We start from the raw sequence: 15,528 nt of genomic DNA, 5'->3' as shown, positions 1-15,528 counted from the left end.
ACACCCTGTAGTTGATCAGGGTGCCGAGGCTGGAACACTGGGTGTCATGAGCAGCACTGACCAGGCCGCTACCGCGGTGACCTCCTCGGCGGCTCTGTTCGACGCCGCGTGCGCCGTCATCCCTGGTGGGGTGAACTCGCCGGTGCGCGCGTTCACGGCGGTCGGTGGTACGCCGCGCTTCATCACCGAGGCACACGGCTGCTGGCTCACCGACGCCGACGGCAACCGCTACGTCGACCTGGTCTGCTCGTGGGGTCCGATGATTCTGGGCCACGCGCACCCCGCCGTGGTCGACGCGGTCGCCAAGGCCGCCGCCAACGGTCTGTCGTTCGGGGCGCCTACTCCGGCCGAAACCGAACTGGCCACGGAGATCGTCGGCCGGGTCGCGCCGGTCGAGCGACTCCGGCTGGTGAACTCCGGCACCGAGGCTACGATGAGCGCGGTGCGGCTGGCCCGCGGCTTCACCGGCCGGGCCAAGATCGTCAAGCTCTCCGGTTGCTATCACGGCCACGCCGATGCGTTGCTCGCCGACGCCGGGTCCGGGGTGGCGACGCTGGGCCTGCCGTCCTCGCCGGGAGTCACCGGCGCCGCCGCGGCCGACACAATTGTTTTGCCATACAACGACATTGGTGCGGTACGGCAGACGTTCGCACAGTTCGGCGATCAGATCGCCGCGGTGATCACCGAGGCCAGCCCCGGCAACATGGGCGTCGTGCCGCCGGCCGCCGGTTACAACGCGGCGCTGCGCGCGATCACCGCCGAGCACGGCGCACTGCTGATCGTCGACGAGGTGATGACCGGCTTCCGTGTCAGCCGAAGTGGTTGGTACGGAATCGATCCCGTTGCCGCCGATCTGTTCACCTTCGGCAAGGTGATGAGCGGCGGGCTGCCCGCCGCCGCGTTCGGCGGGCGGTCCGAGGTGATGGAGCGCCTCGCGCCGCTGGGGCCGGTGTATCAGGCCGGCACCCTGTCGGGTAACCCGGTGGCGATGGCCGCGGGGCTGGCCACCCTACGCGCCGCGGACGACACCGTCTACGCCGCGCTGGACGCCAACGCCGACCGGCTGGCCGGGCTGTTCGGCGAGGCGCTCACCAACGCTGGTGTACCACATCGGATTCCGCGCGCCGGCAACATGCTCAGCGTTTTTTTCGCGGACGCGCCGGTCACCGACTTCGCGTCCGCTCGCAACAGCGAGACCTGGCGCTACCCGCCGTTCTTTCACGCCCTGCTGGACGCGGGTGTTTACCCGCCGTGCAGCGCCTTCGAGGCATGGTTCGTTTCGGCGGCACTCGACGACACCGCGTTCGAGAGAATCGCGGCCGCGCTACCCAGTGCCGCACGCGCTGCCGCGAGCGCGACCCGGGAGGGGAAGCCCTGATGGCCGAGCAAACCCGGGTGCATGTGATGCGCCACGGCGAGGTGCACAACCCAGACGGCATCCTGTACGGACGGCTGCCAGGATTTCGCTTGTCGGACAGAGGGAAAGCGCAAGCGGCCGCGGTCGCCGAGGCGCTGGCCGGCCGCGACATCGTCGCGGTCATCGCCTCGCCGCTGCAGCGGGCACAGGAGACGGCCACGCCCATCGCGGCCAAGCACGACCTGGCCATCGACACCGACCCCGACCTGATCGAATCGGCCAACTTCTTCGAGGGCAAGAACATGAGCCCGGGCGACGGCGCCTGGCAGAACCCACGGTTTTGGTGGCAGCTGCGCAATCCGTTCACACCGTCGTGGGGTGAGCCGTATCGCGAGATCGCCGACCGCATGTCGACCGCGGTGGACAAGGCACGTGTTCGCGGCGCGGGCCACGAGGTGGTGTGCGTCAGCCACCAGCTGCCGGTGTGGACGCTGCGGCTGCACCTGACCGGCAAGCGCCTCTGGCACGACCCGCGGCGGCGCGAGTGCGACCTCGCCTCGCTGACCACCCTGGTCTACGACGGCGACCGGCTGGTCGACGTCGAGTATTCCCAACCCGCCAGCGCTTGACCATGCGGCGGCGACGATGCAGTGGGGGTGCCCCAAGCCGCGCAGCGGCGAGGGGGACGAAGCGATGTGGAGGAGCGGCGCCATGATCTGGCGTCGGACGGTGATCGCCGGGGCGGTGGTGGCAATCTCCGGATTGCTCACCGGCTGCTCGGCCGGTCACGACGCTGTCGCGCAGGGCGGCACCTTCGAATTCGTCTCTCCCGGAGGCAAAACCGACATCTTCTACGACCCGCCCTCGAGTCGTAGCCGCCCCGGCCCGCTCTCCGGCCCGGACCTGGCCGACCCCGCGCACACACTGTCGCTGGACGACGCGATCTTCTCCGGCAACGTCGTCGTCATCAACGTCTGGGGCCAGTGGTGTGGACCGTGCCGCGCCGAAGTCACCCAGCTGCAACAGGCGTACGACGCCACCCGCGAATCCGGGGCGTCCTTCCTCGGTATCGATGTGCGCGACAACAACCGGCAGGCGGCCCTGGACTTCGTCAACGATCGCGCCGTGACGTACCCGTCGATCTACGACCCGGCGATGCGCACCCTGATCGCATTCGGCGGCAAATACCCGACCACCGTGATCCCGTCCACGCTGGTGCTGGATCGCCAGCACCGGGTCGCGGCGGTTTTTCTGCGTGAACTGCTGGCTTCGGACTTGCTGCCCGTGGTGCAGAAGCTGACCCGGGAAGCGCCGCCGAACCTGAAGACACCGGGCAAGCAGGGCTCGTCTTGATGACCGGTTTCGCCCAAACAGCCGCCGCCGGACCCTTGCTGGTGGCGCTGGGTGCCTGCGTGCTCGCCGGGCTGGTGTCGTTCGCCTCGCCCTGCGTGGTGCCGCTGGTGCCGGGCTATCTGTCGTATCTGGCCGCGGTCGTCGGAGTGGACGAGCCACAGGGCTCGAGCTCGGGAATAGTCAAGGCGCCGCCCGCGGCCCGGTGGCGAGTCGCGGGATCGGCGGCGCTGTTCGTCGCCGGATTCACCACGGTGTTCGTCCTGGGCACCGTCGCTGTGCTCGGGATGACGACGACGCTGATCACCAATCAGCTGGTGCTGCAGCGGGTCGGCGGTGTGCTGACCATCGTGATGGGGCTGGTGTTCGTCGGTCTCATTCCCGCTCTGCAGCGCCAGGTCCGGTTCAGCCCACAACAGCTGACGACGGTCGCCGGTGCGCCGGTGCTGGGCGCGGTGTTCGCGCTCGGGTGGACGCCGTGCCTGGGACCGACCCTGACCGGCGTGATCACCGTCGCGTCGGCCACCCAAGGCGCGAACGTTGCCCGCGGCATCCTGCTGGTGATCGCCTACTGCTTGGGCCTGGGAATCCCGTTCGTACTCTTGGCATTTGGCTCCGCGCGGGCGGTCGCGGGCCTGGGCTGGCTGCGCCGGCACAGCCGAGCCATCCAGGTCTTCGGCGGTGCGCTGCTGATCGCGGTCGGGGTGCTGCTGGTCACCGGTGTGTGGAACGACTTCATCTCCTGGCTGCGAGACGCCTTCGTCAGCGACGTGAGGCTGCCGATTTGAGACAGCTTCTCGCAGTGCTGGTTTCCAAGACACGCAACACCTGGCGCGCGCTGACGTCGATGGGCACCGCGCTGGTGCTGTTGTGTCTGCTCGCACTCGGCGCGATACCGGGAGCCCTGCTGCCGCAGCGCAGCCTGAATGCGGGCAAGGTCGACGAGTACCTGGCCGCCCACCCGACGATCGGCCCATGGCTGAATCGGCTGCAGGCCTTCGACGTGTTCTCCAGCTTCTGGTTCACTGCCATCTACGTGCTGCTGTTCGTCTCGCTGGTCGGCTGCCTGACGCCGCGGATGATCGAGCACGCCCGCAGCCTGCGCGCCACACCCGTCGCCGCGCCGCGCAACCTGGCCCGGCTGCCCAAGTACGCCAGCTCGCGGCTGACGCTGGCCGACGAGGCCGACCTGAACGCCGTGTCGAACACGATTGCCGGGCGGCTGCACGGCTGGCGCACCGCGATCCGCCACGAAGACGACGCCGTCGAGATCTCCGCCGAAAAGGGCTACCTGCGCGAATTCGGCAATATCGTCTTCCACTTCTCGCTGCTGGGGTTGCTGGTCGCGGTGGCCGTCGGCAAGCTGTTCGGCTACGAGGGCAACGTCATCGTGATCGCCGACGGCGGTCCCGGCTTCTGCTCGGCCTCACCGGCCGCGTTCGACTCGTTCCGGGCCGGCAACACTGTCGACGGCACGTCGCTGCACCCAATCTGTGTGCGCGTCAACGACTTTCAGGCGCACTACCTGCCGTCCGGGCAGGCCACGTCGTTCGCCGCCGACATTGATTATCAGGACGGCAGCGACCTGGCGGCCAACAGCTGGCGGCCCTACCGGCTGGCGGTCAACCATCCGCTGCGCGTCGGCGGCGACCGGGTGTACCTGCAGGGTCACGGCTACGCGCCCACCTTCACGGTGACCTTCCCCGACGGGCAGACCCGGACCTCGACCGTGCAGTGGCGGCCCGACAACCCGCAGACCCTGCTCTCGTCGGGCGTGATGCGCATCGACCCGCCGGCCGGCAGCTACGCCGGCGCCGCCGAGCGCCGCAAGCACCAGATCGCGATCCAGGGCCTTTTGGCGCCCACCGAACAGCTCGACGGCGCCCTGCTGTCGTCACGGTTCCCGGCCCTGGACGCCCCGGCTGTGGCCGTCGACATCTACCGCGGCGACACCGGCCTTGACACCGGGCGCCCGCAGTCGTTGTTCACTCTGGATCCGCGGCTGATCGAGCAGGGCCGACTGACCAAGGAGAAACGGGTCAACCTGCGCGCCGGCCAGGACGTCCGGATCGACCAGGGGCCCGCGGCGGGCACCACGATCCGCTTCGACGGCGCTGTGCCGTTCGTCAACCTGCAGGTCTCCCACGACCCCGGCCAGGTCTGGGTGCTGGTCTTCGCGATCACGATGATGGCCGGGCTGCTCGTCTCGCTGCTGGTGCGCCGGCGCCGGGTCTGGGTTCGTCTGATGCCGGTCGACTCGGCCCCCGGTACGGTGAACGTCGAGCTGGGCGGCTTGGCTCGCACCGACAACTCGGGTTGGGGCGACGAGTTCGAAAGGCTCACCGAGCGGTTACTCGCCGACCTCGGCGAATCCTCAGCGTCCAGAAGGAGTTCGCAGGTGGACGTCTCATGAACACCCTGCACGTCAATATCGGCCTGGCGCGCTATTCCGACTGGGCGTTCACCTCGGCGGTGTTGGCCCTGGTGGTCGCGCTGCTGCTGCTGGCCCTCGAGCTCGCCTACGTCGGCAGCCGGCGCGCCGACAGCCGCGAGCGGGTGTTGGCCGGTGCCGTGGCCGCCGATAGCTCCACTCCCGGCATCGTCGAGAATGCCGACCGGCGGCCGTTCGACGAACGCGCCGGGCGCGCCGGCCTCGCGGTGGTCTACCTCGGCATCGCCCTGCTGCTGGCCTGCCTGGTGCTGCGCGGCCTGGCCACCATGCGGGTGCCATGGGGCAACATGTACGAGTTCATCAACCTCACCTGCCTGTGCGGGCTGATCGCCGGCGCGATCGTGCTGCGCCGCCCGCAATTCCGCCCACTCTGGGTGTTCCTGCTGCTGCCGGTGCTGATCCTGCTCACGGTGTCCGGCCGCTGGCTCTACATCAATGCCGCCCCCGTGATGCCGGCCTTGCAGTCCTACTGGCTGCCCATTCACGTGTCCGTGGTCAGCCTGGGCTCGGGGGTGTTCCTGGTCGCCGGCATCGCCAGCATCCTGTTCTTGCTGCGCACCTCGCGATACGGGAGTCCCGACGCCGAGCAGCGCGCTGGGGGCGCGCTGCAACGGATCGTGCGTCGGCTGCCCGACGCGCAGACCCTGGACCGCATCGCCTACCGAACCACGATCTTCGCGTTCCCGGTATTCGGTTTCGGGGTCATCTTCGGAGCGATCTGGGCCGAGGAAGCCTGGGGCCGGTATTGGGGCTGGGATCCCAAGGAGACGGTGTCGTTCGTCGCGTGGGTGATCTACGCGGCCTACCTGCATGCCAGGTCAACCGCGGGATGGCGGGACAGGAAAGCCGCCTGGGTCAACGTCGCCGGGTTCGTGGCCATGATCTTCAATTTGTTCTTCGTTAACCTGGTGACCGTAGGCCTGCATTCGTATGCCGGCGTGGGCTGACAGTTAGGAAGCAACACACCGCAACAAGGGGGAATGCACGTGACTGAGCAGTCAACGAGTGGCGTGGGGGCGCCCGAACATCCGACGGCTGACTTGGCCGAACAGGAGCAGCAATCCGCTGTCGAGACGCCCGCGGATCCCAACGCCGAGGCACCGACTCGGGCCTTCGCCGGCTTCCGCGAGCGTCGGGCTCCCGCCACCGAGCGCCGGGAAGCACCGCCCGCCCCACCGCCGCCCGGGATGCCGCGCTGCGATTCCACCCCGGTGACCGGGATCCCGCGGGTCGACCCGACCGCCTACGGCGCCTATTACACCGGGCAGGCCGAGGCGCCCGCCGAAGTTCCGGCGCCGTACCGTCCCGAGCACTTGCCGCACACGCCGTATCCGGAACTGTCCACCGGCATGCTGCTGCGCCCGATCAAGCCGCCGCCGTCGGAGGGCTGGCGCCGCCTGGTCTACGTGCTGTCCGGCCAGCTGATCAACCTGGGGGAGAGTCGGCGGGCAGCCCGGCAGAACAACTTGGTGGCGCAGGTCAACCGGCCGTTGCGCGGCTCCTATCGGGTCGCGGTGATCTCGCTGAAGGGCGGCGTCGGCAAAACCACGATCGCTGCCACGCTGGGTGCGACCTTCGCCCAGATTCGCGGCGACCGGGTGGTGGCCGTCGACGCCAACCCCGACCGCGGCACGCTGTGCCAAAAGGTCCCGCTGGAGACCGCGGGCACGGTGCGTCAGCTGCTGCAGGATGCCGGGACCGTGGATCGCTACAGCGACGTCCGCCGTTACACCTCGCGGGGCCCGAGCGGGCTGGAAGTGCTGGCGTCGGAAAGCGATCCGGCGGTGTCGAAGGCATTCGACGCCGACGACTACACCCGCACCCTGGGAATCCTGGAGCGCTACTACGGCCTGGTGATCACCGACTGCGGGCCCGGCCTGCTGCACTCGGCGATGTCGTCGGTGCTGGAGAACGCCAACCTTCTGATCGTGGTGAGTTCTGGTTCCATCGACGGGGCGCGCAGCGCGTCGGCGACGCTGGACTGGCTGGACGCCCACGGCCACGAAGCGCTGGTTCGCAATTCGATCGCGGTCATCAACGCGGTGCGCCCGCGGACCGGCAAGGTCGACATGAACAAGGTGATTGAGCACTTCTCCCGGCGCTGCCGCGCGGTGCGTTTGGTGCCTTACGACGCTCACCTTGACGAGGGCGCCGAGATCCATCTCGATCAGATGCGGCGCGAGACGCGCGAAGCGCTCACCAGCCTGGCTGCCGTTGTCGCCGAAGGGTTTCCGGGAGATCAGCCCAACCTGGGCCTGGGTTAACTAGGTGGGACGAATGGGTCAGCGGGGGCCGTCGTCTCCTCTTCCCAACCGCCGCATGAAGTCTGGATCGTCGTCCGGTCCGATGACGCGCGACTTCGGCCGGTGCGCCTGCGACCGCGCTGCGCGCCAGCCAATGTAGATCAGCGTCCCCAGAAGCAGGACGACCACCAGGTAGAGCACTCCACACCTCCTGTGCGCGAATATACTCGCGCCGTAGGCTCGAGCTGTGTCAGAAGGGCCGAGCGACAACAGCACTGGGGACAATCCGGCGGACGGCGCGCAGCAGCGCACTCGAGATCGCGTGGTTGTCGACGTTTTGCTCTACGCGGTGGCGCGGCTGCTGCTGGCGGTCGTGCTCACCGGAGTGATCTATCTCGCGGCGCACGCGCTCGGTATCAAACAGTTCCCGGTCGTCGTCGCGGCGTTGTTCGCGTTGATCATCGCGATGCCGTTGGGCATCTGGGTGTTCGCCCCGCTGCGCCGGCGCGCCACGGCCGCGCTCGCCGTTTCCGGTGAACGCCGACGCGCCGAACGCGACCAGCTGCGGGCCCGGCTGCGTGGTGAGGCGAGCGACGAACCCGACGGTCAGTAGTTGGGCATCCGCACGACCTGGGCGGCGTAGCTCAGGCCCGCGCCGTACCCGATCAGCAGCGCCAGATCGCCGGGCTTGGAAGCCCCGGTAGCAAGCAGCTCTGCCATCGCCAGCGGAATCGACGCGGCGGACGTGTTGCCGGTGTGCTCGATGTCATTGGCCACGATCGCGTCCGGCCGAAGGTCCAGATTCTTGGCCAGTACCTCGTTGATCCGGGCGTTGGCCTGATGCGGGATGAACACGTCGATCTGATCGGATCGCACCCCCGCGGCGTCCATCGCCTGCCGCCCGACCTTGCCCATTTCGAATGCGGCCCAACGGAAGACCGCGCTGCCTTCCAGCCGAAGAAACGGGCGCGGGCCGGTCGGGTTCTCGGTGTAGGTGATCCAGTCGATGTCCTGACGGATGGCCATGGCTTGCTCGCCGTCGCTGCCCCAGACGGTCGGCCCGATGCCCTGATCGGGCGTCTCGCCCACCACGACGGCGGCGGCGCCGTCGGCGAAGATGAAGCAGTTGCTGCGGTCGAGCATGTCCACGGTGGGGGATAGTTTCTCCGAACCGACGACCAGCATCTTGGCGACGCTGCCGCCGCGGATCATGTCCGCCGCGACACCGACCGCGTAGCCGAAGCCGGCGCATCCGGCCGAGATGTCGAATGCGGGCACACCCGTTGCGCCCAACGCCGAAGCGACCGCCGGGGCGCTGGCCGGGGTCTGCAAGAACTGGTTGCTGGTGGCGACGATGACACCGTCGATGTCGGTCGTCTGTAGTCCGGCTTTGGCGATGGCTTCCCGGCTGGCCTCGACGCTCATGGAGGTGACGGATTCGTCGTCGGCGGCGAATCGGCGTGTCTTGATGCCGGTGCGCGAGTAGATCCACTCGTCGGTCGAGTCGATGTTCTGACACAGCTCGTCGTTGGTGACCACGCGTTCGGGGCGGTAGGACCCGACGCTGAGCAGTCCGATGTTCCTGGGCCCACTGGTCGCGGCGATCTGCTGCATTGCGCTCCTCGATGGGTGTCATCCGGCTGGCGGGGTAAGAGCGGTCACGTTGACGCTAACCGGTCTTAGCGGAATCCGAAGACCTCTTCGGAAAGGAATCCCGGCATCGGGTGCGCGATGAGGGCTTCGGGTGTGCGCTCGGGGCGGCGACACCCGGGCACACGCCTTGGGCGCGTCAGTGGGCCAGCGCCAGCGCCGCGGCCACCGTGACCGCCCAGACCAGCATCGTCAGCCCGGTATCGCGCAGCACCGGGATCAGCTCGGGGCCGCCGCGCCCGGAGCGCACCGGGCCGGCGGCGCGCAGCGCCAGCGGGGTGGCGACCAGCCCCACCGCGCACCACGGCGTGGCCAGCATCAGCACCAGGGTCAGCAGCCCGGCGGTCGCCAACAGCCCCTGGTAGAACACCCGGGTGCGGGCATCGCCGAGGCGCACCGCCAGGGTGATCTTCTGCGCCTGCGCGTCGGTCGGGATATCCCGCAGGTTGTTGGCCACCAGTACCGACGACGACAGCGCGCCCGTCGCCACCGCCAGCACCAGTCCGACCCAGTCCACCCGCAGCGCCTGGGTGTACTGCGTGCCCAGCACGGCGACCAGGCCGAAGAACACGAACACCGCGATCTCGCCGAAACCCGCGTACCCGTAGGGCCGCGAGCCGCCGGTGTAGAGCCAAGCTCCGGCGATGCACACGACGCCGACCGCGATCAGCCACGGCGCGGACAGTAGCGCCAGCGCCAGGCCGGCCGCCGCGCCTACCGCGAGCGACGCCAGTGCGGCGGTCAGCACCGCGCGCGGCGCCGCCAGTCGCGAGCCCACCAGCCGCGCCGGACCGGTCCGGACGTCGTCGGTGCCCCGGATGCCGTCGGAGTAGTCGTTGGCGTAGTTGACGCCGATGGTCAGCGCGACCGCGACGGCCAGCGCCAGCAGCGCTTTCCACCACACCGCGGACTGCAGCCAAGCCGCGGCGCCGGTGCCCGCGACGACGGGCGCGATCGCGTTGGGCAGCGTCCGCGGTCGAGCCCCCGAGATCCACTGCGCAAAACTGGCCACCAGGGCATCCTGCCCTAATGCACCACAATGGGCGAATGCTCGGAGTGATCGGCGGCAGCGGGTTCTACACGTTCTTCGACTCCGATGTTCGCCACGTCCACCCCGACACGCCGTACGGCCGGCCCAGCGCGCCGCTGACGGTGGGCACCGTCGGCGAACATGAGGTCGCCTTCCTGCCCCGCCACGGCGCCAGGCACGAGTATTCGGCGCACACCGTGCCGTACCGCGCCAACATGTGGGCCCTGCGCGCGCTGGGGGTGCGGCAGGTGCTCGCGCCGTGCGCGGTGGGCAGCCTGAACCCCGCCTACGGTCCGGGCTCGATCGTGGTGCCCGATCAGCTGGTGGATCGCACGAACAGCCGCGCCGACACCTACTTCGACTCCGGCGCGATTCACGTCGACTTCGCCGACCCGTATTGCCCAACTCTGCGGGAGGCGGCCTCCGGCCTGCCCGACGTGGTCGACGGCGGCACCATGGTGGTGATCCAAGGTCCGCGGTTTTCCACCCGCGCCGAGAGTCGGTGGTTCGCCTCGGCGGGCTTCACGCTGGTCAACATGACCGGATACCCGGAGGCTGTGCTCGCTCGTGAGCTCGAAATATGTTATGCGGCAATCGCTTTAGTCACTGATCTGGACGCCGGTATCAGCCATGGTGAGGGCGTGAAGACGGTGGACGTCATGGTCGAATTCGAAAAGAACATCGAGCCGTTCAAGACGCTGGTGCGCGACGCGATCGGCCGGGTGGCTGTCCAGCGCGACTGCACGCACTGCCTGTCGCACACCGGCGTCACCCTACCGTTCGAGTTGCCGTGAGAGTGTTGCTGACCGGCGCCGCCGGTTTCATCGGGACGCGGGTGGACGCGGCGCTGCGCGCGGCCGGCCACGAGGTGGTGGGCGTCGACATGCTGCTGCCTGCCGCGCACGGCCCAAACTCGTTGCTGCCGAACGGATGTCACCGGGTCGACATCCGGGACGCCGAGGCGCTGGCCCCGCTGTTGGCTGGGGTGGATCTGGTGTGCCATCAGGCCGCGATGGTCGGTGCCGGCGTCGACGCGGCCGACGCCCCGGCCTACGGCGGCCACAACGACTACGGCACCACCGTGCTGCTGGCCCAGATGTTCGCCGCCGGGGTGCGCCGCCTGGTGCTGGCGTCGTCGATGGTGGTGTACGGACAGGGTCGCTATCACTGCCCCCAACACGGGGCCGTCGACCCGCTGCCGCGCCGGCGCGCCGACCTCGACGCCGGGGCCTTCGAGCATCGCTGCCCGCTCGGCGGCGAGGAACTGGCCTGGCGGCTGGTCGACGAGGATGCCGCGCTACGGCCGCGCAGCCTGTACGCCGCCAGCAAGACTGCCCAGGAGCACTACGCGCTGGCGTGGTCGGAGTCGACGGGAGGCGCGGTGGTGGCGTTGCGCTATCACAACGTCTATGGCCCCGGCATGCCGCGCGATACCCCGTACTCGGGAGTGGCGGCGATCTTTCGTTCTGCGCTGGAAAAGGGCGAGCTGCCAAGGGTTTTCGAAGACGGCGGCCAGATGCGTGACTTCGTCCATGTCGACGACGTGGCCGCCGCCAACGTGGCCGCCACCGCCGAACGCGACGGCTTCACCGCGGTCAACGTCTGCTCGGGGCGGCCGATCTCGATCCTTCAGGTGGCCACCGCGATCTGCGCGGCGCGCAATGAGGCGGTATCGCCGGTGATCACCGGGCAGTACCGCAGTGGCGACGTGCGCCACATCGTCGCCGACCCCTCGCGCGCGGCGCAGGCGCTGGGTTTCCGCGCGGCAATCGATCCGCTGGAGGGTTTGCGCGAGTTCGCGTTTGCGCCGCTGCGCTGACCCGCGCTACGACGGCGGCCGGTAGATCTGCGGCTTGGCGATCGGGATCTGGCGCGTGGCCGAGTCTTGGTTCGGCGGGCCGCGGAAGATTCGCGGCGAGCCGGCCAGTTGCGGTATTGCGGTGGTGGGGGATTCGCCGGTGTGGATCACCGCGGTGGCCTCGGCCGAGGGCAGGGGAGCACCGGTCGGGATGACGGTCGTCGGCGCCTCGGCGTTCTGCGCGACGGCACGCCTGCGAGCGGCGCGGCGGCGGCGCCGTAACCGGTTGAAGTGTCCGGTGATGATCGCCGCCACCAGGATGCACAGGGCCAGCACGGACAGCGCCACGTCGAAGGTGCTGGTGATCTGCTGGGCGAGATTGTTTCCGTAGACCGGGTTTTGCACCGCATTGGGCGCTTCCTGGAAGCGCGGCGCCAGCACGACGCCGACGATGACCCGCGAAATGCTCAGCGTGGCAACAAGTCCGCACAGCGAGGTGATCAGCCGGGCAGAGGCGGACGCGTCGGCGAGGCTGATCCGCAGCCAGATCGCCAGCGCCGCGGTCGCCACGTCGAACGCGGCCAGCACTACGCTGTCGTAGCGCGAGTACGGGTAGTTCAGGCTGACCGCGACGGCCAGGTCGGTGATCCGCATCGCCACCGATCCCAGGCACCACACGACGATGAGCAGCAGGCCGGTTCGGGCCGCCGCGCGCCAGGCACTCTCCTCCGACGACACGGTGCGGGCGCGGCCAAACAGCGTGCGCGGCACGAAGATCGCCCCGGCCGCTGCCCATGCCAGATAACCCTCGAACCCGACGCCGGCCGTCGACGTGTTCTGCGCGATCCCGTGGAACGCGTCGATGTCGCGGCCGACCGGTAGCAACCAGATGGCGGTCCCGGCGACCAGCGTTGAGGCGCCGAGCGCGATCGTCGCCAGCCGACCTGCCCTAGTGCCACTGACTAGCCACCTCGAGGCGACGAGCACGGCGATCAACGCGACCAGGCCGTACACCGTCGCCGTCGCGATGACCGCGACGTTCTGCTTGCCGAAGTCACCCGCGTCGCCGAGCGCGTACTTCACCCGCCAGTACAAGGTGAAGCCGAAACTCAGGGTGGCGGCCACCATCGCGACGCATCCGATGATCTGGGCGGACCGGCGCCGCCCGTCCGACGCGTCGTCGTCGGCCGCGGCGACGCGCCCGGCCGACTGCGCGCTCAGCAACGCGCCGGCGACTCCCAGCCAGGCTCCGGGTCCGACACCGCCGGGCACCGTCACGGTCCCGCCGAAGCGGACCGTTTCGAACGCGTCGAACCCGACGAACGCGAGCACCAGCAGCAAATAGGGAACGTTCAGCGCCAGCCGAGTCCGGCTGACCGTCGGCCCCGAACCCGGCAAAGCGATCGCGATCAGGGAAAGCAGCGTCACCGCGATCAGCACCACGAACACCGTCGTGCTGCTATCGGGGATCGCGATCCCGAAGTACAGGTTCCACGGCAGCAGCGGCGCGGCGAGCAGCAGGACGGCGGCGGTCAGGTCGGCCACGATGTTGCGTTGCCGGGCCGGCGCCCCGGCAACGGGCGGCCCCGCAGCGGTCTGCTGCGCCGGCACGCCCCTGATGGGGCCGGTAGGCGCCTCGTCGCTGCTCTGGCTCACGGTTCCCCCCGGGTATCGAGGACGGTTACTGACGGCGCACATTCGCTTAGGCGGCCAGGGAACCCCCTGCCGAGGCGGCTTCGTTGCTTACTTGGAAACATAATCTCCGTTCGGGCGACGCGGGTGTGACTCCCCGGATCTGGGAACGCGGTTACGCTGCGCCTGTAGGCGAACGGGGGCGCCTGAGTGATTGTTACTGCCGACGGTACCGAAGTGTAATGATGCCGGGACAAGCTGGTTGCGGGGTTGGCCAGCCGAAGGAGAGCAGGGATGGACGTCGTTTTGGGGGTCGCCGTCACCGGCCCCGTCGCCCGCTTAGCGCTTGTCGGAGCGGGTGCGGGCGGTAATGAAGTGATCGACCAATCCGTCGTCGACCTGGCTAACAACCCCATCGAGCAACTCACCGAAACCGTGGTCGGCACGAATCGGTTGCTGGCGAACGACAACCACCGGCTGGTCGGGACGCGGCTGTGCTGGACCGACCATCCCAGCGCCGATCAGCTGCGACAGGCACTGGAGGATTCCGGTGTCCACAACGTCGCGGTGCTGTCGCAGTCGCAGGCGGTGACGGCCCTGATGCGCGCCGCGGGCCGGTCCGGCGGCGCGCTGATGGTCGACGACAACACGGCGACGTTGTCGGTGGTGGGCCCGGCCGACGGCGACCCCGACGCGCCGCCCACCATGTTGGCCAGCGAGCTGCTGGGCGGGGACGCCACCGGCACGCTGGACACGATGATGGCCCGGCTCGGCGAGCATCCCGACGCGCCCAACGACGTATTTCTGGTCGGCGCCTCGTCCGATCTGACCGGGGTGGCCGATCAGCTCCGGGACGCCACGATGCGGGTGCAGATTCCGGAAGACCCGACGTTCGCGCTGGCCCGTGGCGCCGCGATCGCGGCCGCACCGCCGACCGGGGACTCCACCGCGATGGCCCCGGCGGTCGGGCTGGCCGGCGACGCGACTGCGATGGCGCCGGCCGGGTTCGGCGATCCGCCTCCGGCCGACGAGCAGCTGGCGTATTCGCTGGCCGAGGACGACGACGAGCTGCTGCCGGGCGAGTTCGACGAGTTCGACGACTTCTACGACGACGATCCCGATGCCGAGACGGGCCCGCTGAAACTGAGTCGACGATCGTTGCTGGTCGGCAATGCCGTGATCGCGTTCGCGGTGGTCGGCGTGGCCTCGCTGGCCGTCGCGGTGGTCGTCGCCGTCCGGCCGACCGCGGCCCAGGAGCCGGTGGTGGGGCACCAGAACGCCGCGCCGGGCAAGTTCATGCCGCTATTGCCGACCCAGCAGCAGGCGCCGGTACCCCCGCCGCCGCCCGAAGCACCCAACGCGGGCTACCAGGGCGGCGTCATTCCGGCCCCGGCCCTGCAGCAGGCGCCCGTGGGCCCGGTCGCCCCCCAGCCCGGAGCGCCGGTCGCGCCGGTTGCGCCGGTGGTCCCCGGCCTGGTGCCGAATCCCGATGGGCCGATCCCGATTCCGGTGCCGATCATCGTTCCGTACCCGGGCTGGCGTCCGCAGCCGCCGCCTTGGTATCCGCCGTACACGCCGCCGACGTACACGACGCCGACGACTCCGACCACGAGTCCGCCGACGACCCCGACCACCCCGCCGACGACACCGACGACGCCGCCGACCACGCCGACGACGACCCCGTACACGCCGCCGACCACGCCGACGACGACCCCGTATACGCCGCCGACGACACCGACGACGCCGATCACGCCGACGACGACCGTCGCTCCCACCACGATCCCGTCGACGACCGTCGCGCCGACGACGGTTGCGCCAACCCAGCCGACCCAGACGCAGCAGAACCAGACCCAGGTGCCGACCCAGACGCAGGCGCCGACGCAACAGCCCACCCAGCAACAGACGGTGGCGCCCAAGCCGCCCACCCAGCAGCAAACCGTCGCGCCGAAACCGCCGAGCGTGGCCCCGAAGCCACCATCAAGCGGCGGAGGCGGACACTCGTCGTCCGGGTTCTGA

Annotated in this window: 15 protein-coding genes; 11 read left to right on the top strand and 4 right to left on the bottom strand. The window is 69.4% G+C overall.

Annotated elements, in window-relative coordinates; all coding sequences use genetic code 11:
- The first annotated feature begins 46 nt into the window (after nucleotides 1-46).
- The 7 genes from hemL to G6N54_RS14820 all read left to right on the top strand — a co-directional run bounded on the left by hemL (nucleotide 47) and on the right by G6N54_RS14820 (nucleotide 7,423).
- A complete protein-coding gene (hemL, locus tag G6N54_RS14850) occupies nucleotides 47-1,378 on the top strand; it encodes a glutamate-1-semialdehyde 2,1-aminomutase (protein WP_163790790.1) in 1,332 nt (443 codons plus the stop codon).
- A complete protein-coding gene (locus tag G6N54_RS14845) occupies nucleotides 1,378-1,986 on the top strand; it encodes a histidine phosphatase family protein (protein WP_163790789.1) in 609 nt (202 codons plus the stop codon). Before hemL ends, G6N54_RS14845 begins: the two co-directional genes overlap by 1 nt.
- Before the next feature lie 82 nt (nucleotides 1,987-2,068).
- Nucleotides 2,069-2,710 carry a TlpA disulfide reductase family protein gene (locus G6N54_RS14840; protein WP_163790788.1) on the top strand — a complete coding sequence of 214 codons (642 nt, stop codon included), beginning with the start codon at nucleotides 2,069-2,071 and terminating at the stop codon, nucleotides 2,708-2,710.
- Nucleotides 2,710-3,495, top strand: coding sequence for a cytochrome c biogenesis CcdA family protein (locus G6N54_RS14835; protein WP_163790787.1), 786 nt, complete (start codon nucleotides 2,710-2,712; stop codon nucleotides 3,493-3,495). The genes G6N54_RS14840 and G6N54_RS14835 overlap by 1 nt, the downstream gene beginning before the upstream one ends.
- A 59-nt stretch (nucleotides 3,496-3,554) precedes the next feature.
- Nucleotides 3,555-5,120, top strand: a complete 1,566-nt coding sequence (locus tag G6N54_RS14830) for a cytochrome c biogenesis protein ResB (RefSeq protein WP_163794740.1) — start codon at nucleotides 3,555-3,557, stop codon at nucleotides 5,118-5,120.
- Nucleotides 5,117-6,106: a c-type cytochrome biogenesis protein CcsB gene (gene ccsB, locus G6N54_RS14825; RefSeq protein WP_163790786.1), complete on the top strand. Its 990-nt coding sequence runs from the start codon at nucleotides 5,117-5,119 to the stop codon at nucleotides 6,104-6,106. The genes G6N54_RS14830 and ccsB overlap by 4 nt, the downstream gene beginning before the upstream one ends.
- A gap of 33 nt (nucleotides 6,107-6,139) precedes the next feature.
- Nucleotides 6,140-7,423 carry a MinD/ParA family ATP-binding protein gene (locus tag G6N54_RS14820; RefSeq protein WP_163790785.1) on the top strand — a complete coding sequence of 428 codons (1,284 nt, stop codon included), beginning with the start codon at nucleotides 6,140-6,142 and terminating at the stop codon, nucleotides 7,421-7,423.
- Between the two features lie 18 nt (nucleotides 7,424-7,441).
- Here G6N54_RS14820 and G6N54_RS29530 read toward each other — a convergent pair whose 3' ends face one another.
- On the bottom strand, nucleotides 7,442-7,603 hold the full coding sequence (locus G6N54_RS29530; RefSeq protein ID WP_170313052.1) for a hypothetical protein: 162 nt from the start codon (nucleotides 7,601-7,603) through the stop codon (nucleotides 7,442-7,444).
- A gap of 46 nt (nucleotides 7,604-7,649) precedes the next feature.
- Between G6N54_RS29530 and G6N54_RS14815 the strand changes: the two genes are divergently transcribed.
- The gene (locus tag G6N54_RS14815) at nucleotides 7,650-8,015 is read left to right on the top strand and encodes a DUF4229 domain-containing protein (protein ID WP_163790784.1); all 366 of its coding nucleotides are present in this window, start codon (nucleotides 7,650-7,652) and stop codon (nucleotides 8,013-8,015) included.
- On the opposite strand, the gene fabH is transcribed toward G6N54_RS14815, so the two are convergent.
- Both fabH and G6N54_RS14805 read right to left on the bottom strand, forming a co-directional pair.
- The gene (gene fabH / locus G6N54_RS14810) at nucleotides 8,009-9,016 is read right to left on the bottom strand and encodes a beta-ketoacyl-ACP synthase III (protein ID WP_163790783.1); all 1,008 of its coding nucleotides are present in this window, start codon (nucleotides 9,014-9,016) and stop codon (nucleotides 8,009-8,011) included. The genes G6N54_RS14815 and fabH overlap by 7 nt on opposite strands.
- Nucleotides 9,017-9,191: 175 nt before the next feature.
- A complete protein-coding gene (locus G6N54_RS14805; protein ID WP_163790782.1) occupies nucleotides 9,192-10,064 on the bottom strand; it encodes a 1,4-dihydroxy-2-naphthoate polyprenyltransferase in 873 nt (290 codons plus the stop codon).
- Nucleotides 10,065-10,099: 35 nt separating this feature from the next.
- Between G6N54_RS14805 and G6N54_RS14800 the strand changes: the two genes are divergently transcribed.
- Both G6N54_RS14800 and G6N54_RS14795 read left to right on the top strand, forming a co-directional pair.
- On the top strand, nucleotides 10,100-10,876 hold the full coding sequence (locus tag G6N54_RS14800) for an S-methyl-5'-thioadenosine phosphorylase (protein WP_232072837.1): 777 nt from the start codon (nucleotides 10,100-10,102) through the stop codon (nucleotides 10,874-10,876).
- Nucleotides 10,873-11,901 carry an NAD-dependent epimerase/dehydratase family protein gene (locus tag G6N54_RS14795; protein ID WP_163790780.1) on the top strand — a complete coding sequence of 343 codons (1,029 nt, stop codon included), beginning with the start codon at nucleotides 10,873-10,875 and terminating at the stop codon, nucleotides 11,899-11,901. Before G6N54_RS14800 ends, G6N54_RS14795 begins: the two co-directional genes overlap by 4 nt.
- A gap of 6 nt (nucleotides 11,902-11,907) precedes the next feature.
- Here the strand turns inward: G6N54_RS14795 and G6N54_RS14790 are convergent, their stop codons facing one another.
- Nucleotides 11,908-13,578: a DUF7937 domain-containing protein gene (locus G6N54_RS14790; RefSeq protein ID WP_163790779.1), complete on the bottom strand. Its 1,671-nt coding sequence runs from the start codon at nucleotides 13,576-13,578 to the stop codon at nucleotides 11,908-11,910.
- A gap of 228 nt (nucleotides 13,579-13,806) precedes the next feature.
- Here G6N54_RS14790 and G6N54_RS29900 point away from each other — a divergent pair, with 228 nt between their 5' ends.
- Nucleotides 13,807-15,528: a hypothetical protein gene (locus tag G6N54_RS29900; RefSeq protein WP_163790778.1), complete on the top strand. Its 1,722-nt coding sequence runs from the start codon at nucleotides 13,807-13,809 to the stop codon at nucleotides 15,526-15,528.

Source organism: Mycobacterium stomatepiae (assembly GCF_010731715.1).
Taxonomy (GTDB): Bacteria; Actinomycetota; Actinomycetes; order Mycobacteriales; family Mycobacteriaceae; genus Mycobacterium; species Mycobacterium stomatepiae.
This window is presented reverse-complemented; position numbering and strand designations above follow the sequence as displayed.